The sequence below is a fragment of the Methanospirillum sp. genome (assembly GCF_028679455.1).
Classification (GTDB): Archaea; Halobacteriota; Methanomicrobia; order Methanomicrobiales; family Methanospirillaceae; genus Methanospirillum.
In genome coordinates, this window is the sequence record NZ_JAJRBM010000267.1 from 1 (window position 1) to 23376 (window position 23376).

Below are 23376 nucleotides of genomic sequence, written 5' to 3' on the forward strand. Positions count from 1 at the left end.
CACGCGACCTCCTGTCTGGTATCCTGGAGTCCGAATCTGATATAACAGTAATTGGTACCGCTTCAAATGGTGTTGAAGCGGTAAGACTGGCAAGACTCCTTGCACCGGACATTATCACCATGGACATTAATATGCCCGGTATGGATGGATTCGAGGCAGCCAGGCAGATCATGGAGGAGTCACCGATCCCGATCATCATCATCAGCGGAGTTGATAATCTGGCTGAAATTGCAGCATCATTCAGAGTCATGGAAGCTGGTGCACTTACGATACTCCCTAAACCTCCTCATCCTACCAGCCCGGATTTTCTAAATAAATCCAAAGACATCCTTAATGCAATCCGTACTTATGTTGAGATTCGTGTCATCAGAAGAACCAAAACCCATCATAGCGTGAAGGTTACTCATGAACCGGTCCCCAACCTGAATGGGGTGGAACCTCGTCTGATTGTAATTGGTGCATCAACCGGCGGCCCTCCGGTTATTCAGACAATATTGCGTAATCTGAATTCTCAATTCTCTATTCCACTGGTGCTGGTTCAGCATATGTCTCCCGGATTTATCCTGGGATTTGCAGAGTGGTTATCTGAATCAACCGGTTTCAGGGTAACTGTCCCTCACAACGACGAACTCCTTTTACCTGGTTCTCTGTATGTTGTTCCTGATGAGGTACAGGCAGGGGTAACCAGTGATCTTCGAATAGTTCTTTCAGATGCTCCCTGTGAACATAATCTTCGACCTTCGGTCTCCTATCTGTTCAGGTCAGTAGCAGAGACGCTTGGAAAGAATGCAGTGGGTATTCTTCTAACCGGTATGGGGACAGATGGATCTCATGAGCTGTTACAGATGCGAAAGAAGGGTTCGGTAACTATTATACAGGACAAAACCAGTTCAGTTGTGTATGGAATGCCAGGTGAAGCTCTGCGTATCGGAGCAGCCTCGATGATACTCTCTCCTGAAGAGATAGCTCAGGAGTTGAAATTCATTGCCAGGTAATCGGGGATAACGATGCAAGAACCCAGGAATTATATACTGATTGCAGAGGACAGTAGAACTCAGGCTGATATGATGAGGTATATTCTTACCGATGCCGGATTTGATACGACGGTAGTGGGTACCGGATCAGAAGCGCTCCTTGCTATTAGACAACGATTCCCGGATCTGCTCCTGACTGATATTGTTATGCCCGGTATGGATGGATATGAACTGTGCTCGAAAATAAGGTCTGATCCTGCAATTGCACATCTTCCCGTAATTCTGGTGACTCAACTCTATGATCCTGAAGATGTGATCCGGGGAATCAGTTGTGGAGCAAATAATTTTATCATCAAACCTTTTGATTCCACCGGGCTTCTTACGGGAATTGAATCAGTACTTCATCCAAGAAATGTTCCCATGGGGGAGGATAATGTCATCGGAATTAACTATAAAGGAAATATGTATCAGATCCGTTCTGATCGGGATGATATTCTGAATATTCTTCTTTCCATATATGGCACTGCAGTATCCAAAAATATTGAACTCGAGCAGGCAACAGAACGGCTCAATGTACTGACCGGGAGCCTTGAAGAATTGGTTGTTGATCGGACGGTAGCCCTGCAACGGACAACCGAAACCGTTGAGCACCTGCTGATGCAAAAAAATGAACTGATCACCAAGATTGGTCATGATCTGAAAACACCCTTAACTCCCCTGGTAGCGCTTCTTCCCCATGTGCAGGAGCATGAACAGGACTCTGAATTAAAAGAGATACTTGACGTTCTGGTGAATGATGTTCAGGTATTGAAAGGACTTGTTGAGCAGATTCTCAAACTTTCACATCTTAATCAGGAGTCATTCTCAATGGCTGCCGGAAATCTTTCACTCAACCGGGTGTTTCGTGAAGTGATTGAGGGATATGCATTCTCGATTAAGCAACTGAATCTTCTTGTACATAATTATATTCCTACTGATTGCACAGCCCACATTTCTCCCTTCCATATCACCACAATCTTTGATAATCTGATCTCGAATGCAATTAAATATAATATCAGGGGAGGGGCAATAACCTGCAGGGTTTTTGATGAGGGTGAGTTCTGGTCGGTAACGGTTTCAGACACCGGTATCGGACTCTCTCATGATGAAGCAAACAGAGTTTTTGAAGAATTTTATAAAGCGGATCCCTCCAGGCATGATCATTCATCTCATGGCCTCGGACTTTCGATTGTACAACGGATTGTAACTTTTTATGGTGGGTCTATCAGCGTATCAAGTCAGGGTAAGGGTATGGGAACAACATTTGAAGTCAGACTGCCCAAAGATGGATCCTCATAATCAGTGAAATCATGCCTGAATCTTATACTAATCCTGACATTCTGGTTCTTATTGTTGAAGATAGTAAAACCCAGGCTACCATTCTTCAGCACCTCATTGAATCAGCAGGTTATCAGGTTCTTGTTGCAAATACCGGTGAAGAAGCGGTGGCCCTTCTGCATGATCACCGACCAACGCTAATCCTCACCGATATCGTGATGCCAGGCATGAACGGTTATGAACTCTGTCGTGTGGTTAAAAATGATCCTAATACTGCATTGATTCCGGTAATTCTGGTTACTCAGCTCTATGATCCTCAAGATGTTATTGAAGGGCTTGAATGCGGGGCTGATAATTTTATTATTAAACCGTATGACAATCAGTACCTGCTTTCACGAATTGATGTTATTATTGCAAACCGGTTTCTGCAACAGAACGATACGATGAATCTTGGAATTGAGGTTTATTTTTCAGGAAAACGTCATTACATCACTTCAAATCGTCTCCAAATTCTCAACATATTACTCTCTACCTATGAGATAGCCATTCAGAAGAATAACGAACTGGCAGAGACGAAGGATAGTCTTGCAGCATTGAATGAACAGTTACGTGACACGAATGAAGTACTGCAAATTTCAAATGATAAACTGACAAAGGAGATTATTGAGCGTAAACGGGTAGAAGCTGCTCTCTCTCAGGCAAACTCAAAATTGAACCTTCTCTCTTCGATAACCCGTCATGATATGAAGAATATACTCATGGCTATGCGTGGATATCATGATCTCGCACTCATGAATAATCCCGATACCTCATTTCATGAATACCTTACTAAAGAATCAGATCTTTTCATCAAACTCACCAATCAGATTGAATTTACCCGTCTGTATGATGAACTCGGTACCTTTGGTGCAGTCTGGAAGCCACTTTCAATTGTAAAAACCACCGTTTTTCCTCATTCCTCATCGATCGAACTCATCATGAGTTCTGATATTGCAAAGTATGAGATCTTTGCTGATCCATTGATTGAGAAAGTATTCTATAATCTCTTTGAAAATTCTGTCAGACATGGAGGTTCAGTGACCCGGATCTCACTTTCTGCAGAGTTATCAGGATCTTCGCTCTGTGTTTGTGTCATGGATGATGGCTCTGGAATCGAAGACGATGATAAAGAGCAGATTTTTCTGCGGGGGTATGGTAAGAATACCGGTCTCGGCCTTTTCCTGGTTCGTGAAATTCTCTCGATAACTAATATTTCCATACGGGAAACTGGTAAAGCAGGAGAAGGGGTATGCTTTGAACTGATGATTCCTTCAGGAAGTTATCGAGAAGTTCCTGTCTGAATTGTCGATAGCTGGATATCTTTCATATGATTCCCGGATTTCTATTTTTATATCAGATACCTTTTGATAATGAAGATTCTTTTCTGTTCAGGCGACTGATAAATACTGATTACTATCTATCATGACCTCCGCAATTGACAGCGATGAGATTGAGATCACTGATCGTGATGCCGACTGGCACCGGTTTTTAAAGACCCGGTGTAAAAAAGAACTGGAGGAGATATCACGTGAGTATCCGTTCCGTCGTTCTCTCTATATAAATTATCACGACATCGAGAGTTTTGGAAAAACGGGAACCCAGATGGCAGATGAACTTCTGGATAATCCCGGTAAAGTGATCGGGGATATCAGAGATGCAATAAAAAATCACCGGCTGATCAAGGTAAAAAAAGAGAAGGAACAACCAGATATCAATATTAGGTTCCTCTCTCTCCCCCGTAAGATTGCAATACGAGAGATACGTTCAGATCATATCGGACGAATGATCTCTGTTGAAGGTATTCTGCGAAAAACTACAGAAGTACGCCCCCGGATTACGCTTGCCGTATTCCGGTGCCCGTCCGGGCATCGTACGGTAAAAGCCCAAGGTTACGGCCCGTTTATTGAGCCTGAAGGTTGTACTGCAGACGGTTGTACGCAAAAAAAACTTGAACTCATCCCCCGTTTTTCCAGGTTTGTGGATTCACAAAAACTTAGAATTCAGGAGTCACCTGAAGGGCTCAGGGGTGGTGAGCAGCCCCAGACCATTGATGTTGATGCTATTGATGATATCACCGGGATTGTTACTGCAGGTGATCGAATCGTCATCAATGGGATACTCCGATCAATTCAGCGTAACTCATACGGTACAAAATCCACCATTTTTGATATCTATATCGAGTGCAATTCGATAGAAGTTGCAGAAAAGGAGTTTGAAGAGGTCAACATCAGCGAGGAGGATGAGAAACAGATCATTTCGCTCTCGCAGGATCCGATGATCTACCGAAAAATCTCACATTCTATCGCTCCAACTATCTTCGGGGTTGATGATGTGAAAGAGGCAATAGCCCTGCAACTTTTCGGCGGGATTGCCAAGGAGATGCCTGACGGATCCCGGCTCAGGGGAGATATCCATGTACTGCTCATTGGTGACCCGGGTATCGCCAAGTCGCAGATGCTGAGATATGTCGTTAAACTTTCTCCCCGTGCTATCTATACTTCAGGCCAGTCATCTACTGCTGCGGGTCTGACTGCAACAGCGGTTAAAGATGAGTTTGGTGATGGCAGATGGACTCTGGAAGCGGGAGCTCTGGTCCTTGCTGATATGGGTGTTGCCTGTGTGGATGAGATGGATAAGATGGATAAGAATGATCGCTCTGCCTTGCATGAAGCGATGGAACAGCAGTCCATCTCGATTGCAAAAGCAGGAATTACCGCTACCCTGAAGTCACGATGCGCCCTGCTTGGAGCAGCTAATCCGAAGTACGGCAGGTTTGATGACTTTGCACCGATAGGAGAGCAGATAAATATGCCTCCGTCCCTGCTCTCCCGGTTTGATCTGATATTTATCCTGGCAGACAAACCAGAACATGAACGCGATCTCGCGATAGCTGAGCATATGATCAAAGCCCACAGCGTGGGAGAATTGATCGCCCAACATAGTCGGACCCCGATAGACGGAGTAACTGATGAATATATCGCTGAACAATTAAAGCCGGTCACTCCTGAGATTGATCCGACGTTGTTTCGAAAATATGTGGCATATGCTAAACGAAATTGTTTCCCCAGGCTTGGCACCGAAGCTCGTGAGGCTTTAATTGAGTATTATATGAAACTCCGTGATCTTGCTGATGCGAATAAACCAGTTCCGGTTACTGCCAGACAACTCGAAGCAATCATCAGACTGGCTGAATCCAGTGCCAAGATCAGACTTTCACCGCTCATTGAGAAGGCTGATTCTGATCGAACAATCCGGATTATTGATACCTGTCTGCGCCAGGTTGCATATGATCCTTCAAGTGGAACTTTTGATATTGATAAGGTCACTACAGGCGTATCCAAGGGAAAGCGTGATCTGATCCGAACGATAAAGCAGGTTATCAGGGATACAGCAGATGATAACGGGCGTGCTCATATTGAGGATGTGATTGAACGGGTACGGACCCAGGGTTTTGAGAAGGATGAGGTTGACAAACAGATTCGTGCCATGCTCAGATCAGGAGAAGCGATGGAACCGAAGCACGGTGTAATTAAATTAATCTGATTCCTCCTTACTTCTCGTATATAAGTTCCATAAGAGAACTTCATCCTTTGTTATATATCGGAGCGAACTAATCATATCATCAATCCGGGTTGCTGAGTCGATCCCTCTATGGTGTGGTGATCAGATCTCTGATCACTACCGGTTCAATACCGGTACTTCTGTACAGGTATCCGGGTGACCCCTGATGGAGTAAATCTGATGAAATGTGTTTTTCAGAAAAGCAATACCCAGGTATTCATGAGGTCCTATGATATCTGATCGCGAACGGGCAGCATTTGAAGCTGGCATCAAACTGGGTGCCCTCTATCATCAATGGGTAGGAACACCGGTTTCCCGGGAATCAGCCGGATCGCTTGAACGGGCAATTGAAAACGCACATATTCAGCAGCCGTATGTTACTGAGATTAGCGTAGGTCTGGATAGAGATGCTATGATTCCAAACTCATTTGGGTATTGTGAACTGGCCGGACTTATGTTGAATGTGGAGATGACGGTCCGGGTAAACCAGGCAGCCTGTCATGCTTCTCTCTCACGTGAAGGCGAATATCCGATGATGCGTATCGAGTGGATCGATGAAGAGTCCGAAGTATCCCGTCCTTGATGATCACATTCACATTGATCCCAGAAATGGCAGAGGTCTTGAAGCGATAAAAGATTTCAAACGATCAGGTGGTACTCACATCTGCCTGGTTACCAAACCATCATGGTCACTCAATGTTACTCCTTCATCTGGGTCTGACTTTAATGCCGTATTTGATGAAACTCTGGCAATAGCCAAACAGATCGAAGAGGAGGGTATTGTAGTCTTCCCGATTCTGGGGGTACATCCTGCTGAAATAACTGTACTTACTCCCCGTCTTACTCTTGATGAAGCAGTAATTGTGATGAAGGATGGTCTGACCTGTGCTGCTTCCTATGTTCGCGATGGCAGGGCAATCGGTTTGAAAAGTGGGAGGCCTCATTATGAGGTATCACCAGAAATTCTAATGGCCTCAAATGAGATCCTTACTCATGCCTTAACACTGGGGGGAGAACTTGGCTGTGCTGTACAGATCCATGCCGAGACTGGTCCCTGTGATGATGTGGTAGATATGGCCTGGTCAGCCGGTATGGATCCCTCCCGGGTGATCAAACATTTTGGTTCTCCTGAAACTCCGCTCATGCCATCCCTGGTAGCGAAGCATGAGGGAATCACTGAACTTTGCAGGTCACACCGGTCATTTACGATGGAGAGTGATTATATGGATGAGAACTCCCGTCCCGGAGCAGTGATGGGTCCACGATCAGTTCCCCGAAATACTACCAGTCTTCTTCAGGCCGGCCAGATAACTCCTGATGATATCTACCGGATTCATCAGGAAACACCAGAACGGGTATACGGGATTGAGATCCGGTTATAGCATTTTTTCCTGATCGGATTTCTCTTATTCATATCCACACTCGAATCTGGTTTATCCGATAACATGATTTTTGTGTGTGGAATTATTTTACGTCGTAAGGCGTCCCATACTATGAGTAATGTATCTCAGGATTCACCGGTCAGCCGGATCTCAAGAGGTTGTGGGTATCTGCGACCGTGAATTACTCGGCACTACTCTGACTGAAGGAGACCTGAATGTAGTAATCAGTCCCACATTTTTTGGGGAAACGGTAGCAACTCAGGAAGAGGTTCTTGCTGCACTTAGCGATTGCAGGAATATCAATATGTTTGGTGAGCGGTGTGTCAGCCTTGCAATACAACAGGGATATGTGGATAAAGAAGCGTGCCGAATGATTGCAGGAGTTCCTCACGCAGTAATATTGTAAGAATATCATGGATTTACACGAAGCAATATGTCCTAAATGTGGAGGACCATCAAAAGATGGTAACCTTTGCGGTAAATGTCTGGTTGGAGAAGTTCCCTGGTTTGTATGTGAACCACGGGTGTTCATTACCCGTTGTGGTGGATGCGGTTCCCTGAAAACTTCAGCTGGTTGGGGAGATTGTGCCCGGGAACGGGAAGACCTTGAAGAGGATGCAGCTATCTCCGCGGTAAAACTTCATCAGGATGTGAAGATGCCAAGGATTTCTGTTAAACTTGACCATCTCAGTCTAAACCGTACATACGCTGATCTCGATATTGCCGGTACCCTATATGGTGAACAACTGGATGGATACTGCTCACTTGAAGTAGTATGGCAGAATGAGTCCTGTGATCGATGCAACCGTCAGCATGGGAACTACTATGAGGGGATTGTTCAGATCAGGGCTGAGGACCGGAAGGCGACAATAGAAGAACAGGAAGAAGCGCAGCGGATAGCAGTCCAGGTTGAGACAGAGATGCAGAATGAAGGTGAGCGTCTCTCGTTTATAACCCGCTTTGATGAAGGTCGGGAAGGGTTGGATATCGTCGTCGGTTCTCAGGCAATTGGCGAACAGATCTCACGGGAGATAACCCGGCGACTGGGAGGAAGGTTTACCCTGCACCCTACTCTGATCGGGGAGAAGAACGGACAGAAACTATATCGGATAACCTATGCTGTCCGGCTTCCCCGTCTACACCGGGGCGATGTCATCTCCATTCGTAACACATATGGTGAAATTCTGCATCGGGAAGGACGAACCGTTACGTACCTGGACCTGAAGACCGGGATTCCCCGGACGGTCCCTGAATCTACACCGTCGCGGTTCATTGCCAATGTCCGTGAATCTGTAGTCTACTCGGTTATCTATAGGGACGCCGGAATCATTGGGATCCTTGATCCTGAAACCGGAAAGACCGAGGAGATCAACAGGGTTTCCTGGCGCAACCCTGAAGTCGGTGACACGATTAAGATCCTTCGTGATAATGATCGTACGATTGTGGTGTAGAATACATGCGATCCCGTCTGGTACCGGTGACTGAAATTTCCCGTACACTTTTGGAATCATGGGTGGATAAGACCCGAAAACCCTTTGTAACATCAGAAGGAGCCTATGTTCCGGTACGGGATGGCTATCCCTCAACTCATCTCCTGCCAACCCGGCGACGTTCCGGTAGAGGGTACCAGAAACTGGGTGATGTTGTGATTGTACATGGTCACTTCCCCTCGCAGGAAGAGATACTGGAGATATCCAACCGGGAGCATCCCCGGGGAATCTACTGGATCTCCGGACATGAAGGAGTTATCAGAAATCCGCAGGTAACCCTCCTCTGTGGTAGTGGTGGAGAAGTAACTCACCGTGAATCTGGAATAACATATCATCTGAATGTAGAGCAGGTGATGTTTTCTCAGGGAAACCGTGAAGAAAAATCACGCATTGCAGGTTTGATCAGATCCGGTGAGTTGGTATCTGATATGTTCGCCGGAATCGGATATTTTTCCCTCGGAATGGCACGGGCAGGAGCACAGGTGCATGCCATAGAGATAAACCCGATCTCATTTCGGTATCTCTGCCAGAATATCGAGGTTAATCATCTGATTGGCCTGGTTTCTGCAGAGAACGGGGATTGCAGGGATCTGTTATCCGGGTGTTATGACCGCATTCACATGGGTCACTTTGAAGCGATCTCATTTCTTCCCCATGCCCTCTGTCATATTCACGTGGGTACGGTTCTTCATGTGCACATGCTTGGTGACCGTTCAGGGGATATAGCAGTAGAGATCAAGGCAGCAGGTTTGCAGGCAGAGATCACGGTGAAGAACGTAAAGAAAGTCGGGCCCAGGCTATGGCACATGGTTGCTGACGTGGTGATCGTATGAATACGCTGCAGAAAAAAACAATACTTCTCGCAGTAACCGGCAGTATTGCAGCAGTAGAGACGATAAAACTTGCTCATGCACTCAAACGGCGGGGTGCAATTGTTCAGGCAGTCATGAGCGAAGCAGCCATGCGAATTGTCCATCCTGATGCACTAACCTATGCCTGCGGCAGGGAGACAATCACGCGAATAACTGGGCTGGTTGAGCATGTACAGTACTGTGGTGATGAACGTGAGGCGGACCTTCTTCTCATCGCTCCCTGTACTGCAAATACGATCTCAAAGATTGCCTGTGGTATCGATGATACTCCGGTCACTACCTGTGCTACAACCGCACTTGGAAGCCGGATGCCTATCATCATTGTTCCTGCCATGCATCATGCGATGTTTCGTCATACCGGAGTAATCGGTAATCTGGAGCGTCTAAAATCATGGGGTATTCCGATCATCGGGCCCAGGATAGAAGAAGGCAAAGCAAAAATTGCTGATATCGATGAGATTGTTCTGGCCTGTGAGCGGGAACTAAACGGAAAACCGTTAAGCGGAATGCATGTCCTTGTTACCAGTGGCAGGTGTGATGAACCGGTTGACGACGTTCGTGTGCTGACCACCCGATCATCAGGGCGGATGGGGCAGGAACTTGCAAAAGCTGCATTCCGGCTTGGGGCAGAGGTGACTATTGTTCATCGGGATCATCTTCCCGGCTTTACGAATGTCAGGACCAGTTCTGCAGAATCGATGCTTCATGCGGTTTCCCGGATTTTCGAATCCAAACACATTGATCTTTATATCAGTGCAGCTGCAGTCTCTGACTATGCACCAGTAAGATATGATGGTAAGATTCCATCCGGGCAAAGGCCGGTTATCAAACTTGAACCGCTTCCCAAGATCCTAGATCTTGCAATAGGGAAGGCCACTCTTACGGTAGCTTTTAAACTCGGTGTTCAGAGTACAGAAGAAGCCTCTGCATTATTAAAACGAGGCGTAACTCTGGTGGCGGCAAATAAGCCTGATACGATGGGGGCAGAGGAAGGGGTATATCAATTCATTGATAAGGATGGGATTCTACAGGTGTCTGGTTCGAAAGAAGACATTGCCCATCAGATGTTAGATCGGATTATCCAGAGAAACAATGCCGGGCACTCCTCAAATCCTGGTGGTATTCAGTCTTCATGATGCCCGTACAGGTTACCGTATTTTGTCCTGGACATATCTCCGGATATTTCAGACCGGTAGTTACCAGTAATCCCATACATTCAGGAAGTATAGGAGCGGGTATTGTAATTGATTCGGGAGTCACGGTAACGGTGCGGCCTGCACGGGAAACATCAGTTACTGTTTTTCAGTCTGATCGATCAGGTTCTTTACTAACGGTTGCAACTGACTCTCCGGTAATCCGGCTCTTTCTCGACAATCTTCAGATTCAGGTCGCAGTAGAGACATCATGTACTCTTCCATTGTCTTCAGGATATGGTCTTTCAGCCGCTGCCCTTCTGGGTACCGTGCATGCAGTAAATCAATTGTTTGCTATGGGTCTGTCTCAGGCGGAATGTGCTGCACATGCTCACCGAATTGAAGTCTTATGTCGTACCGGTCTTGGAGATGTTTCCGCATGTCAGGGTGGAGGCTGGGTGATACGGAGGGGACCTGGAACATCTGCAGATATTATCCGGTCTACCGATGATCAGCCCGTTTTCGCAGTAACTCTGGGACCGTTGAAGACAGCATCAGTCCTTTCATCTCCCCCCATAATGGAAAAGATTGAAACTGCGTTTCCGTCCGGTGAACCCCATGATCTTTATGAATTTATGACTTATTCGAGAGACTTCGCTGAAGACTCGGGTCTCATCTCACCAGACATACGGAAAGTCCTAACCGCATGTGATGCAAATCATATCCCCGCTAGTATGACGATGCTCGGAAATGGGGTCTTTGCTCTCGGTGACAACGCAAAGGACCTCCTCATAAATTTCGGGGAAGTTTATTCCCTTCATATTGCGAAGGCCGGGCCTCGTATTCTGGAGACCCTGCCATGATTCCTGAAAGTCATCCGCGATATCGATCACTCATAACCCGTGAACGTATGGCATCCGGAGCCAGAGCCGGAGTCGTGGCACTAGAGGGACTAACTGCCCACGGGAGGGGTGAGGCGTTTGATTACCTGCTTGGAGAAGAGACCAGTACGAGTGCAGCCAGGGCAGAACGGGTAGCTGCAGCATTGTTGAAAACCGCCCGTCACCCGGTCATCTCAGTAAATGGGAATACGGCCATGCTCTGTGCAGGTGCAATTGCATCGCTCCAGAAAGTATCCGGTGCTATTGTTGAGGTAAATCTGTTTCATCGTACTGATGACAGGATTACTGCAATAACCCGAATTCTGGAAGATGCCGGATGTAAGGTATTGGCAGGTCCGGTTGCCAGGCATATCCCGCTTGATCATGACAGGGGGATTTGCCACGCTGATGGAATGGCTGCTGCCGATGTCATTCTTGTTCCTCTTGAAGATGGTGACCGTGCTGAAGCACTGGTTATCATGGGAAAGATCGTGATTGCGATCGATCTCAATCCACTCTCCCGTACTGCCCGTACTGCAACACTCCCTATTATCGATGAAGTGACAAGGGCAGTCCCCGGGATAACTGCTGCTTATGAAAGTCTGGACAAGGGAGAAGCAGATCGACTGGTGCAGGAAATAGACGCAGCGCAATATCTTCGTGAAGCGATTCAAACTATTCGGAGAAGACTGGATGATGTTCTGGATTGAGAAGTTCAGACCTGCAGATCTGGATCAGATCATCGGGCAGGAGCGAGTGATAAGCGTCCTTCGAAAGTTTAGCGAAGATCATATGCTTCCTCATCTGCTGGTTTCAGGTCCGCATGGTTCCGGAAAAAGTGCAGCAGTAGAAGCAACCCTGAAAGCAATCTATGGTGATATCTGGCAGGACAATGTTACAGTTTTTCAGACTTCTGACCTGATGGAGCGGGGGAGATCCTATCTGGAGCATGATGAGAAGTTCATGCATCTGTACAAATCAGACGAATCATTTCTGTCAAATCTGAAACATGCCATCAACACATATGCATCAATACGTCCTATTAATGCCGAGTTTAAGGTTCTCTGGTTTGAAGATGCCCATACTCTCTCTCATGATGTTCAGCATGCACTCCGTCGTATCATGGAGCGGTACAGTGCAACCTGCAGATTTGTCTTCTGTACAACCCAGGCATCATCAATGATTCCTCCTATCAGTTCCCGATGCCTGCCACTCTTCTTCACTCCCCTTACCCGGGAACAGATCTCCACAAGACTTCATGAAATACTGGAGGCCATGGGGATAGCCCCTGATCTCATGAGTAACGATGAAATTAGTCTCCTCGTCGCTGCTGCTGGAGGAGATCTACGCAAAGCAATCATGTATCTACAGGTCCGGGTGAAAACCGGTACTGAAATAACCCCCGCATCCTTTGATGAGGGAGAGACGAGGAAAATTACTGCAGCCGCTTTCATGGCGATGCAAGGAAAAGATATCATCACTGCCCAACGTCGACTTGAAGGATTAATGATTGAATATGGGCTTTCTGCCCGGGAAGTGTTGGATGAACTTCTGCTGATTGTTCGTCGGGAATATTATCATCCAGATATCATTTCATGCATAGCAGATACGGATTATATCATGACCCATGCGGGTAATGAATATCTCCAGATGAATGCTCTTGCGGCCAGAATTGTCGGAGAGGTCTTTTTGTGAAATCTGCAATACTTAGTGAACAAAAGGTACAGTCCCATTATGATGAGATCGCTGATGTATATGATCAGCGGTATGATCACCGTGATCGGGGAAAACAATATTATGATCACATCGCACAGGCAGTCCTTGATCAGATTGAAACCGGTGGTGAATTACTTGATATCGGATGTGGTACTGGTCTTTTTATCAGACGTTATCTGAAATACGGAGGTCATGTTACCGGTATTGATATTAGTTCAGGTATGATCAAACGGGCAATTCATCTCTTTTCCTCAGTAGACTTTCTGGTAGGCAATGCTGAGTACCTCCCGTTTAGTGATAATTCGTTTGATTCTATCTCAAGTCTCCTGGCCTTTTCCTACCTGACAAAACCTGAAAAGACCTTGAAGGACTGTCTTCGAGTACTGAAACCAGGTGGTAGAATTGCAGTATGCACCCTGGGACGAAATGTATTTACCTCAAGTCTCCCTGCATTTTTTATTATTGGAGAAAAAATGCGAATCAGACGTGTCGGGGTAGGAAAGTTTACTGAACACTACTATTCAGCCCAGGAGATGGAGGAGATATTTATTGCAGCGGGCTATACGAATATCTCGATCTCCCGTTGTTCTTTTGCTCATTTTACATTAGCAGATCCCATTTTTTCTCTTGCAAAGCGGGTCGAACCATTCATCGAAGAAAAAATTCCGTACCTTGCGTATAATCTGATAGCCAGCGGTCAGAAACCAGAATAGATCAGATCTATGCAGACTACCCTACCAGGTTTTCCTCTTCCACCTGTTCCTGACGGATTTTCGGATCAGATCATGATAGATACCACTCTCTGTTCATACCGTGTTCATTATGATCGTGAAGTCTTACACATCCAAACTGACATTACCAAAGACGGTATCATCCTGATCACTTCCCCGGTTTCCCTGTCCGTAGCTGATATCAGGAAACTGATCTTGTGTGATGAGAAAAAATTAATTCGTCCATTAATTACTAATTTTCCATCCCAACCTGAAGAAACGGAGAAGTTTTTCTCTCTCGGTTCGGTTTCTGTTCCGTACCGGGTACGGATAAGTAACCGTGCAAAATACATGAGTCTGAAAGTCAATCCTCTTATGCCTGTCATCGTGGTGATACCTTCAGATTTACAAAATCCAGATATCCTTTCATTTCTGGAGAAACACCAGGATTGGATTGCAGAGAAACTGGGAAGACCAGACCTCATCAGTATCAAAGAAGAAAAGACAGAGACACTCGAAATATCAGGACACCTGATCACGTATAAGATTCGTCGCAGTTCACGGGCAAAACGTTTGATAATCAGAATTTTGGGAGATCAATCGGTGGAAGTGGTCATTCCTCCCAGAACCAGTTCAACTCTGATACAACGATTTGTAACTGAAAAAGCATCATGGATTCTTAAGATGACTACTGATAGTCGTAAACCGTTACCACCGGTACGGCGTTATCGAGATGGGGATACTCTCCCTCTTCTGGGGAGAGAGATGAGACTTTCAGTTATTTTCGGAAGCAACATTCCTGAAGTTCGTCATACGGATGATCAGATCATCACTACCCTGCCTTCAGGACTTGCTCCTGTTACCAACCGAGAATTGGTGAAGCAGGGATATCAGAAAGTTCTTACTGATACCCTGATGACTATCTCCGCTGAGATGATCCCACGGTGGTCCTCATCATTGGGAATCAATGTTCCCGGAGTCAAATTTGGTGAGCAGAAGACCCGATGGGGTGTCTGTACACCAAAAGGGATTATCCTGAATATCAGGCTTGCCATGGCGCCCCTTGATCTGATTGAATATGTGATTGTTCATGAACTCTGTCATGTAAAACATCCGGATCACTCTTCAAGATTCTGGGGTCTGGTTGGGCAGATGCTTCCTGATTATCTAGCACTCAAAAACCGCCTGAAACGCGATGGTGTTCTGTATTGCTTATAGTAAATCAGAAAATTCGGGTATATTCAGTTTTTTTGTAGATTCAAAGTCAGGGCAGAAACCCCGGTAATCATCATATCTTCAGTCAGATCTTTTCCGGCAAGAACCAGCGGGTACGAGGGATCTGTCTGAAGAATCGGAACTCCGTTTTTTGCATGCGCAAGGATAAATGCATTATTTTGTTCAATCTCTGATCCGGGAAGTGTGATTGATCTTCCATCTGAACTGGAAATAGTTACAGAATAGTCTGGAACAGAAGTATCTTCAACCTGATGTACCAGATACCGGAGGGGCATGCCATCCCAGACCTGACCTTGCTGATCTACAACTGAAGCGAAATGATTCGATGGCTGTTGGATATCAACATCCATTTCGTACTCACTCTGAGTAATCGTAGTCTGATGATCTCCTGATAGATTGAGGTACCATTCTTCAGGAAAAGTAGTACCTGCAGATGCAACCGTACTGGTTCCTATCAGGAGTGCGATACAGAAGGCCATGATTCTGACCTGTGTCTTGTGGGTATTTGTGTTCATGGTAAGAAATGTGCGTTTGGATTCCCTGAACCTGAGTCTGATTCTGAATTCTGTCATCAGGGAAGGTTCATCTGTTAATTCGAGGTGGATAATTCTAAAAAGTTCAGATATTCAGAACTGAAAATTCCTGTAATACAGGGAGTTCAGATTACATCATGTTCGATACAAGAAGGGGTAGAGATTCAGTTATAATATTCATGTATTCGTAAAAATTTCCTGTCTTCATCTGCACAATCATATTTGCTAATTGCAATTGAAGAGGTTTCTTCTCAATACCATTTAAGTCGAGAATATTATTCGTACAAAAAAAATATTTTGATGGACCGAGACTGATATTTTATATGTTGTTGAAAAAATAATTTTCCTGTTTTTTATTTTAAGTTCATGAACAGTATCAAATGAATACAGTTTTTTGATATCTGAACCAGATATTGATCCATGATATCGAAATATCTCTTTTCTGTACTCATGGCCTGTTTGTGTATTCTGATATCAGTTCCGGTTTTAGCCGATGATGAAAATTCTTCATCATCTGATAATCAGACTCATCTCACTCTGGGAGTAATTCCTTCAGGGAATACCAGTCCGTTCCATAAGGAGTTAATTAAGGGGATGATTAATGCAGCAGCGGATAAAAATCTGACTATTGAGGTCCGTCCTCCTGATACAGAAGAAAATATCACTGCCCAGAAACTGGCGATGCAATTATTTATCGATGAGCATGTTGACGTAATCTGTCTCAACACATTGAATACTTCGGTTCTTTCTCCGGAAATCCAGGCTGCTTCAAATGCAGGTATTCCCGTACTGGTCTATAACACCCTGACGCCTGCTCATGATGAATCAATTGCTGAGTATATCGGGTACAATCAGTTCACCGGTGCAGCCGAACTAGGATCATATACTGCCCGAATTTTAGCTGAAAAGCAAAATGATGCATCAAACACCGTGCAGGGTAAGACGTTTATCCTTCGTGGACTCCCAGGCTTTCATGCTGACCACCGAACAGATGGATTTGTTACCGGCCTCTCTCAAAGTCCGGGAATAACGATAACCAATGAAGCAGTCGCAGGATGGGATCGGAAGACCGCAAAGCAGATCGCGGTACAGGCATTAAAGGATAATCCGGCTATCAATATCTTCTATGGCAATAGTGATGAGATGGCTATCGGGGCAGCAGAGGCAGTTCAGGAACAGGGAAAACACGTAAACTCTGACATCCTTTGTGTAGGAATTGATGGTAATGCCCCGACTCTCGCTATGATCAAGAATGGTACTATGACTGCAACTCTGGGAGTATATCCGGACAGGATGGGAACTGTCGTTGTTGAACAGGCTGAGAAAGTTCTGAAAGGTGAGCAGGTTCCCCGATATCTTGAAACACCATCAACGGTTGTAGATTCACAAAATCTAGATGCATATCTGAATGGGTCAACCTGGACAGAACCTGTAGAATCAGTACCTGAACCTGATATCAGGTAACTCATTTTCTCCGCATATTTGTTTTTGTGAAACCTGATTGGGGAAGATAATCAGATATATATTATTATACAGCAAAATTCTGATATCACATCCGGATTTTTCTCTAATCCGGACATTTGTTCCGAGGTTCATCCATGTGTATAGCCGTACCCGCTGAAATAATAGAAATTCGCGAAGGAAATATTGCTCTTGTTGATTTTGGAAATCTGAAACAGGAGATACGCATTGATCTTGTTGATGTTACCATCGGTGATTATGTTCTGGTTCATGTAGGATTTGCGATTCAGAAAATAAATCGGGATGAAGCACTTGAGACCCGTGAACTCTTCAGACAGTGTTATGAATCGATGGATGTAGAACCCTTTCCTGCCTGATAATCATCAAACTCTTAATGAGAATGATTTTCAAATGTGTCCGCAATAAAAGGAGCGGGCTAATAGTTTTTCTTTTATCGTTTTATTGATTTCAGCCTGAAATTAATAATACACGATACCGTTTGGGATCTTTGAAATATTACGAAGATGCTGCGTTGACTGATTTGATATAATTGTCAGGTTTGGAATTGTGGTTCCAAATTCATGAGCCGGGAACCAGTAAAGTCCATCCCCATATACTGTTTTTGTTTCATATACTTTCAAATCTGCAGAATCGAAATCCATCTTTTCCAACGTTGCATTCGAAAAGTTGAGAGTTGATATTAATTTGGTTTTGACGTCGTTTTCTCCAAACATCAGGATAAGAAGTCTGAATGCCTCATCTATGGTATAAGTAACATGCACATCAGCGTATCCGGGTTTGAGTAATATGGTGACATTATGAATATTGATATACCCATGTGCTTCAGGTTCATCAGCAAGCGTATGCGAGGCTCCTGTTAGAATGAAAAAAATAAGGAGGAACGCCCACCTGTTCCTGATCATTCTCATATGGTACGGTTCGATGGCTTAATAATCTTCGGGAAAATATAATCCGGCCACAGTTCAGGCAGTATCCTGCCTTATACTGAGTACTATCTCGATGCTTGACACATTTGTCTTCCCATCTTCGGTATCCACCAGTTCAGTCGAGGTCATGACAGATTTTTTCTCCACATTCTGTAGAAATCTGTTCAATGCAATTTCTGTTGTGTCTACTGCCCGGGAGATTGCTTTTCCTCTCGCTTTGACTGAAACTTCCTGTGCACCGCTGGTAAACTGAGTAACCACAGCCAGAACATAGTTCATAACCGGCTTATTTCCCACGAAGATGGTATTATCGTCCTGCACGTATGTCATTGTGGTATAATGGGATTAGAGATAATCCCGATCATAGATCACTTCAGCATTCAGAATTGATGCACCTGCCGCTCCTCTTATCGTATTATGGCCCATCGCCTGGTATCTGATACCTGGTCGGACTCTTCCGACTGACACGGTCATACCCTTGCCTTTCATTCGGTCCAGTCGTGGTTGTGGCCGGTCAGGTAGCTCAATGAAGTCGACTGATTTTTTAGGGAGAGTTGGCAGGTCAGGAAGTGTCGAATTCCATGTTCTGAATGCCTGTTCAACTTTTTCAACCGGGTCCTTGATATCAATCCAGATTGACATTGAATGACCATCGATGACCGGAACACGGTTGCAACAGGCACTAACCGAGAAGGGTGCTTTCTGAACTTCTGATCCGTCAAAAGTTCCCATGATCTTCAGGGTCTCCCGTTCCATCTTTTCTTCTTCCCCTCCGATATGGGGAATTACATTATCAAAGATTGCCATGCCTGGAATACCTTCGAATCCTGCTCCGGATATTGCCTGCATCGTTGCTACCCTGATATCAGAGAATGAAAATTTACGAAGCGGGGCGAGTGAACAGGTCAGCATGATAGTGGAGCAGTTCGGATTCGTAACGATGAATCCATCAATGCCACTATCCCGCTGTAGATCTATCATCGCGAGATGATCAGCATTGACTTCGGGAACTACCAAGGGAATATTTGGTTCCATCCGGTATGTACTTGCATTGCTGCAAACCCCGATCCCTGCTTTTGCACATTGCATCTCTACCTCTCCTGCCAGATCAGCAGGAAGTGCAGAGAATACCAGATCTACATGCTTTAAACTCTCGACAGTGGTGTCAGAGACGATAATGTCACCAACATCATCGGGAAACGGCACTTCCAGACGCCATGCAGCAGCATCACGGTATTTTTTACCGGCACTCCGTTTGGATGCGGTTAGTACTGATAGTTCAAAATACGGATGATCTGCAAGGAGTTGTACAAACCTCTGGCCTACGGCTCCGGTTGCACCCAGGACTCCTACCTTGATCATACCGATACATTGGAGAGAATAGTAATTAAAAATGGATGACTTAATCCATCGTTATGGCTTCTGAAGGACAGACATCCACACAGGAACCACAATCTACGCAGAGTTCATCATTAACTTCGGCCTTGTCATCTTTCATTGTGATGGCGACCGCCGGGCATTCATCTACGCAGGTTTCACATCCGGTACAGATATCCTTGTTAATTTTTGCAGTCATGAAATTCTCTCTTAATGACTTTGTTTACGGATATAAAAAAATTTTCAAACGCTCTCTGACCTTTTAAAGTCCGAGGACATCTTTCATTCCATATATTCCTGGTTTCTTACCGATTACCCACTTGGTAGCCCGGACAGCTCCTTCAGCAAAGACACCACGGTCATAGGCACGGTGTGAAAGGCTTACTGTCTCAAAGTTGCTGGCGAACATGACTTCATGATCTCCCACAATGTCTCCGCCTCTGATGACATGTACACCTATCTCATTTCCTCGTTCCTTCATACCTTCGCGGCCATATACTTCTTCCCGGGGGCCGACTTCCTGTTGTAATATCTCAAGAATGGTTTTTGCGGTCCCGCTAGGTGCATCTTTTTTATATCGGTGATGCGCTTCAGTCACCTCAATATCATAATCTCCCAGGCGTTTAGCTGCTTCACGAATCAGGAGCCACAGAATATTCATTCCAATTGAGTAATTACTGGATATTACGGCTGAAACTTTTGCTTTTGCAATCGCATCATCAATAACCTTACGCTGTTCTGTGGTCAAACCGGTGGTTCCGAGAATAATTGAACACCCTGCTGCCGCAGCAACCGGAATGTTCTGAACTGACGCTGCAGCTACCGTAAAGTCGATGACAATGTCTGGTTTTTTTTCTGCAAGGAGGCTCGCGAATTTCTCAGCAGGAACTACCGGTGCTCCAAAGAGTTCACCCTCCTGTACATCCACTCCGCCTACTAACTGCATATCAGGATCTTTGTTTACGATACCGGCAATGGTCGTTCCCATCCGCCCGAATGCACCACATATTGCAACTTTAATCATAACGAGCCAAAACCTCCTTTAATTTTTGAACGGTTGATCCACTGGCTTCATCCAGAGGGAGCCGGACCGGACCTGCTGCCATACCTCTCAGTTCAACTGCCTTTTTGATAGGAATCGGGTTTGATTCGATGAACATTGCTTTGAAGAGAGGTGAGAGCTGGTAATGAATATCTCTGGCAGTCTCCCAATCTCCTTTCTTCATCGCATTGTACATGGCAATCATGGGAACCGGGAAGATGTTTGCGGCAACCGAAATTACCCCGGTCCCTCCCAGACTCATAATGGGGAGGGTCATATTATCATCACCAGAAATTACAGCGAAGTCTTCGTCTCTGGTGAGTTCGATAATTGATGATATCTGGTTGATATCTCCACTGGCTTCTTTGATTCCTGCAATACCCGGATGCTTTGCGAGCTCGCTAATCAGGTCAGGAGCCAGATTCTGGCCAGTTCTACCGGGAACATTATAGATGATTACCGGGATGTCCAGATCTGCCAGGGCGTGATAATGCTTGATGAGACCGGAGCGGTTGGGCTTATTATAGTACGGGCTGATAACAAGCACTCCGTCTGCACCTGCATTCTTGGCAGCCTTCGTTAGCTTGATTGCTTCAGTGGTATTGTTGGAACCTGTACCTGCCAGAACCGGAACTTTTCCTTTGGCTTCTTCCAGGGTGATTTCAACCACTTTTTCATGTTCAGCAAAACTTAATGTTGCCGACTCTCCGGTTGATCCACAAGGAACTAATCCGTGAACTCCAGAGTCTACAAGAAAAGCAATGTTGGACCGCAGTCCATCTACATCAAGATCTTTCCCCGCGTTCTTTAGAAAAGGAGTAATGAGCGCAGGGAAAACGCCCTCAAACATGAGGGTAATTTATGCTGCTCTTCCGGTATTTACCTTTCTTGTGATATACCCTGCAACACGGTTCCGAACACTCTTACTTGGAATGTCGGTTGATGCTCCTACGGCTTTTTTGTTCTCATCGAAGTCGCCAGAGAACTTTTCGCGGTGGTTTTCTAAAAGTTCAGTACCGATGCTTTTAATATAACTTGGTTTGACACCCATTGATTATTCCTCATTGAAATTTGTATCAATAATGCGCGTTAAGATCCTATTAATACTTGCTAATACCTGGGTAGGATTTTCCCCAAGCAGGCGGATCAATGGCTCTTTTCCCGCACATCCGGTATCATAGATAATATCCGGAACACCATCACTTTTTTCGCAACAGAATGCAATGCCCCAGTCATGCGTGGTATCCCCCGGCGGTTCCTGTGCCCGGTTAAATGAGCAGATCTCAAGCAGCATCCCATCACCAGCAGCAATGAACTTTGCATCATATCGCAAAACAAGGGCACATCGGATTTTGGGATCAAATCGAAGAGCAGTCAGAACCATCCTGCATACCGGCAGATCTGCCGGGCAGATTATGTGGTCCTCTGCAACCGCACCTACATCACCAAGAGTTCTGGCCCCAGGACGGGCATATGCCAATGATATTCCTCCGTCAGGGATTAATGGAGGATAGGTCAGATTTCTCATAAGGCCAGCTGCCGTTTCAAGTTCGCGGATGATCATATCACAGGGGGAACGCGATAAATCCTGCAAGTCAGGGTCACTTGGTTTCATGAGACGGTCATATGCATTCATGCTGGTTCTGACAAAGTTTGATCTTGAATCTTCAGAGTTTCGTAATCTAGCAGACATATACTTATGGTTGCGAACTGATAATATGGTCAGATTATGAAACGGTGGATGCTTGATGCCGTTGTTGGTGTCTTAAGCCTGATTGTCTTTCTGGTGGTTCTCATCGTGCTCCCCACGATCATTCCCGGCAGCACGTCGTACCTCGTTGCGTTGTTCCTGTTCATTGGGGTTATCAGTGGGGGAGGGTATCTGATCCGAAATATCTCCACCTGATGCACATACTCCTGTTTTTTCCTTCCTGGGAGTGCTGACCATCCGTTTCTTCTGTTTATAATACGTCAGGGGATGTGTGACTTTACTGCAGAGTGTATCGGGATGCACACAGAGTGCGTGGGTTTTCATGGTTGAACAGAGAGGAGAGGTATATTCGGTACCACTGCCACCCTGTCCTGAAATGTGATCAACCTGATACATAGTCTTTGAGAGATCAAAGTCAGGGACATGCCCGTATAACTCAATGATACGGGTATTTTCCATGCCGATATTATGCAAAAATGCAGTCACTGCAAACCGGCCCATGTGAGTCAGATGTGTCCGCTGAACCAGTGCAGTGATAATTGCCTGAATGCAGGGGGGAAATGCCGATTCTTCTACACTTCCAAATTCTTCAAGCATCCGCTCCTGAATCGTGGTTTTGATCCGATCCAGTACCGGTTGCAGCGAGGTGCACAGAGAAGGAGGAACTTTAAGCGGGAGATTATGAGTCATTATTACTCTGAGTCGCTCCCTGAGTATCTCATCGATCTCATCCTGATGAATTTTCACAATCCCATGTTCAACAACTCGGTTGACCAGTCTCCATCGCTCTTCAGTAAGGCGGGCTGCTATTTCCACGTACTGAATTACCGGAATCGCAGTTGAAGTTCCTGATAAACCAAGACTTGATGCAATCACCAGTTTCTTTTTTGGATCCTCTTCCTGAAGATACCGGTATACTTTCCAGGATTGATACCGGCTTACCCGGTCAATGAGCATTCGATCACCTGAACAGGAGATTAGCAACCTGGTGACC

At 45.5% G+C, this 23376-nt stretch carries 27 protein-coding genes; 17 read left to right on the plus strand and 10 right to left on the minus strand.

Annotation, left to right across the window (positions count from 1 at the left end):
• From LUQ50_RS08890 to LUQ50_RS08960, 15 genes are all read left to right on the plus strand, one after another.
• Positions 1 to 995 (plus strand): chemotaxis protein CheB (locus LUQ50_RS08890; RefSeq protein ID WP_300039330.1); only part of this gene is annotated, 995 nt, incomplete at its 5' end.
• 12 nt (positions 996 to 1007) lie between these two features.
• Positions 1008 to 2312, plus strand: coding sequence for a hybrid sensor histidine kinase/response regulator (locus tag LUQ50_RS08895; protein ID WP_300039332.1), 1305 nt, complete (start codon positions 1008 to 1010; stop codon positions 2310 to 2312).
• A gap of 11 nt (positions 2313 to 2323) precedes the next feature.
• Positions 2324 to 3631, plus strand: coding sequence for a hybrid sensor histidine kinase/response regulator (locus LUQ50_RS08900; RefSeq protein ID WP_300039333.1), 1308 nt, complete (start codon positions 2324 to 2326; stop codon positions 3629 to 3631).
• Between the two features lie 121 nt (positions 3632 to 3752).
• Positions 3753 to 5873: a minichromosome maintenance protein MCM gene (locus LUQ50_RS08905; RefSeq protein ID WP_300039335.1), complete on the plus strand. Its 2121-nt coding sequence runs from the start codon at positions 3753 to 3755 to the stop codon at positions 5871 to 5873.
• Positions 5874 to 6120: 247 nt separating this feature from the next.
• Positions 6121 to 6474 (plus strand): dihydroneopterin aldolase family protein, encoded by a 354-nt coding sequence (locus tag LUQ50_RS08910; protein WP_300039337.1) that lies wholly within the window; start codon positions 6121 to 6123, stop codon positions 6472 to 6474.
• A complete protein-coding gene (locus LUQ50_RS08915; RefSeq protein ID WP_300039339.1) occupies positions 6446 to 7273 on the plus strand; it encodes a TatD family hydrolase in 828 nt (275 codons plus the stop codon). The genes LUQ50_RS08910 and LUQ50_RS08915 overlap by 29 nt, the downstream gene beginning before the upstream one ends.
• 118 nt (positions 7274 to 7391) lie before the next feature.
• Positions 7392 to 7679, plus strand: a complete 288-nt coding sequence (locus LUQ50_RS08920; RefSeq protein ID WP_300039340.1) for a DUF424 domain-containing protein — start codon at positions 7392 to 7394, stop codon at positions 7677 to 7679.
• Positions 7680 to 7686: 7 nt separating this feature from the next.
• On the plus strand, positions 7687 to 8724 hold the full coding sequence (locus LUQ50_RS08925; protein ID WP_300039342.1) for a 60S ribosomal export protein NMD3: 1038 nt from the start codon (positions 7687 to 7689) through the stop codon (positions 8722 to 8724).
• 5 nt (positions 8725 to 8729) lie between these two features.
• On the plus strand, positions 8730 to 9596 hold the full coding sequence (locus LUQ50_RS08930) for an SAM-dependent methyltransferase (protein ID WP_300039344.1): 867 nt from the start codon (positions 8730 to 8732) through the stop codon (positions 9594 to 9596).
• Positions 9593 to 10771, plus strand: a complete 1179-nt coding sequence (coaBC, locus tag LUQ50_RS08935; protein WP_300039346.1) for a bifunctional phosphopantothenoylcysteine decarboxylase/phosphopantothenate--cysteine ligase CoaBC — start codon at positions 9593 to 9595, stop codon at positions 10769 to 10771. Before LUQ50_RS08930 ends, coaBC begins: the two co-directional genes overlap by 4 nt.
• Entirely contained in the window at positions 10768 to 11631 is an 864-nt protein-coding gene (locus LUQ50_RS08940) for a pantoate kinase (RefSeq protein ID WP_300039348.1), read from the plus strand. The genes coaBC and LUQ50_RS08940 overlap by 4 nt, the downstream gene beginning before the upstream one ends.
• Complete coding sequence (locus LUQ50_RS08945) at positions 11628 to 12359, plus strand: 4-phosphopantoate--beta-alanine ligase (protein ID WP_300039349.1); 732 nt, start codon at positions 11628 to 11630, stop codon at positions 12357 to 12359. Before LUQ50_RS08940 ends, LUQ50_RS08945 begins: the two co-directional genes overlap by 4 nt.
• Complete coding sequence (locus LUQ50_RS08950; RefSeq protein WP_300039351.1) at positions 12343 to 13344, plus strand: AAA family ATPase; 1002 nt, start codon at positions 12343 to 12345, stop codon at positions 13342 to 13344. The genes LUQ50_RS08945 and LUQ50_RS08950 overlap by 17 nt, the downstream gene beginning before the upstream one ends.
• Positions 13341 to 14078, plus strand: coding sequence for a class I SAM-dependent methyltransferase (locus LUQ50_RS08955; protein WP_300039353.1), 738 nt, complete (start codon positions 13341 to 13343; stop codon positions 14076 to 14078). The genes LUQ50_RS08950 and LUQ50_RS08955 overlap by 4 nt, the downstream gene beginning before the upstream one ends.
• A gap of 9 nt (positions 14079 to 14087) precedes the next feature.
• Positions 14088 to 15293, plus strand: coding sequence for a M48 family metallopeptidase (locus LUQ50_RS08960; RefSeq protein WP_300039354.1), 1206 nt, complete (start codon positions 14088 to 14090; stop codon positions 15291 to 15293).
• Positions 15294 to 15316: 23 nt separating this feature from the next.
• On the opposite strand, the gene LUQ50_RS08965 is transcribed toward LUQ50_RS08960, so the two are convergent.
• Positions 15317 to 15883, minus strand: a complete 567-nt coding sequence (locus LUQ50_RS08965) for a hypothetical protein (protein WP_300039356.1) — start codon at positions 15881 to 15883, stop codon at positions 15317 to 15319.
• A gap of 381 nt (positions 15884 to 16264) precedes the next feature.
• Between LUQ50_RS08965 and LUQ50_RS08970 the strand changes: the two genes are divergently transcribed.
• Both LUQ50_RS08970 and LUQ50_RS08975 read left to right on the plus strand, forming a co-directional pair.
• Positions 16265 to 17308, plus strand: coding sequence for a sugar ABC transporter substrate-binding protein (locus tag LUQ50_RS08970; RefSeq protein WP_300039358.1), 1044 nt, complete (start codon positions 16265 to 16267; stop codon positions 17306 to 17308).
• Positions 17309 to 17442: 134 nt separating this feature from the next.
• Positions 17443 to 17682 (plus strand): HypC/HybG/HupF family hydrogenase formation chaperone, encoded by a 240-nt coding sequence (locus LUQ50_RS08975; protein ID WP_300039360.1) that lies wholly within the window; start codon positions 17443 to 17445, stop codon positions 17680 to 17682.
• A 102-nt stretch (positions 17683 to 17784) separates the two neighbouring features.
• Here LUQ50_RS08975 and LUQ50_RS08980 read toward each other — a convergent pair whose 3' ends face one another.
• The 9 genes from LUQ50_RS08980 to LUQ50_RS09020 form a co-directional block, all read right to left on the minus strand.
• Positions 17785 to 18228, minus strand: coding sequence for a hypothetical protein (locus LUQ50_RS08980; protein WP_300039362.1), 444 nt, complete (start codon positions 18226 to 18228; stop codon positions 17785 to 17787).
• A 60-nt stretch (positions 18229 to 18288) separates the two neighbouring features.
• On the minus strand, positions 18289 to 18573 hold the full coding sequence (gene albA, locus LUQ50_RS08985) for a DNA-binding protein Alba (protein ID WP_300039376.1): 285 nt from the start codon (positions 18571 to 18573) through the stop codon (positions 18289 to 18291).
• A gap of 24 nt (positions 18574 to 18597) precedes the next feature.
• Complete coding sequence (gene asd, locus LUQ50_RS08990) at positions 18598 to 19614, minus strand: aspartate-semialdehyde dehydrogenase (protein WP_300039364.1); 1017 nt, start codon at positions 19612 to 19614, stop codon at positions 18598 to 18600.
• A gap of 40 nt (positions 19615 to 19654) precedes the next feature.
• Positions 19655 to 19828 (minus strand): 4Fe-4S binding protein, encoded by a 174-nt coding sequence (locus LUQ50_RS08995; protein ID WP_300039367.1) that lies wholly within the window; start codon positions 19826 to 19828, stop codon positions 19655 to 19657.
• 63 nt (positions 19829 to 19891) lie between these two features.
• Positions 19892 to 20653 carry a 4-hydroxy-tetrahydrodipicolinate reductase gene (gene dapB, locus LUQ50_RS09000; protein WP_300039369.1) on the minus strand — a complete coding sequence of 254 codons (762 nt, stop codon included), beginning with the start codon at positions 20651 to 20653 and terminating at the stop codon, positions 19892 to 19894.
• Complete coding sequence (dapA, locus tag LUQ50_RS09005) at positions 20646 to 21521, minus strand: 4-hydroxy-tetrahydrodipicolinate synthase (protein WP_300039371.1); 876 nt, start codon at positions 21519 to 21521, stop codon at positions 20646 to 20648. The genes dapB and dapA overlap by 8 nt, the downstream gene beginning before the upstream one ends.
• A 9-nt stretch (positions 21522 to 21530) precedes the next feature.
• The gene (locus LUQ50_RS09010) at positions 21531 to 21722 is read right to left on the minus strand and encodes a 30S ribosomal protein S17e (RefSeq protein ID WP_300039373.1); all 192 of its coding nucleotides are present in this window, start codon (positions 21720 to 21722) and stop codon (positions 21531 to 21533) included.
• Positions 21723 to 21725: 3 nt separating this feature from the next.
• The gene (locus LUQ50_RS09015; protein WP_300039374.1) at positions 21726 to 22307 is read right to left on the minus strand and encodes a thiamine-phosphate synthase family protein; all 582 of its coding nucleotides are present in this window, start codon (positions 22305 to 22307) and stop codon (positions 21726 to 21728) included.
• Positions 22308 to 22436: 129 nt separating this feature from the next.
• Positions 22437 to 23376: DNA primase large subunit PriL (locus LUQ50_RS09020; protein WP_300039375.1), on the minus strand; the 940-nt coding region annotated here is incomplete at its 5' end.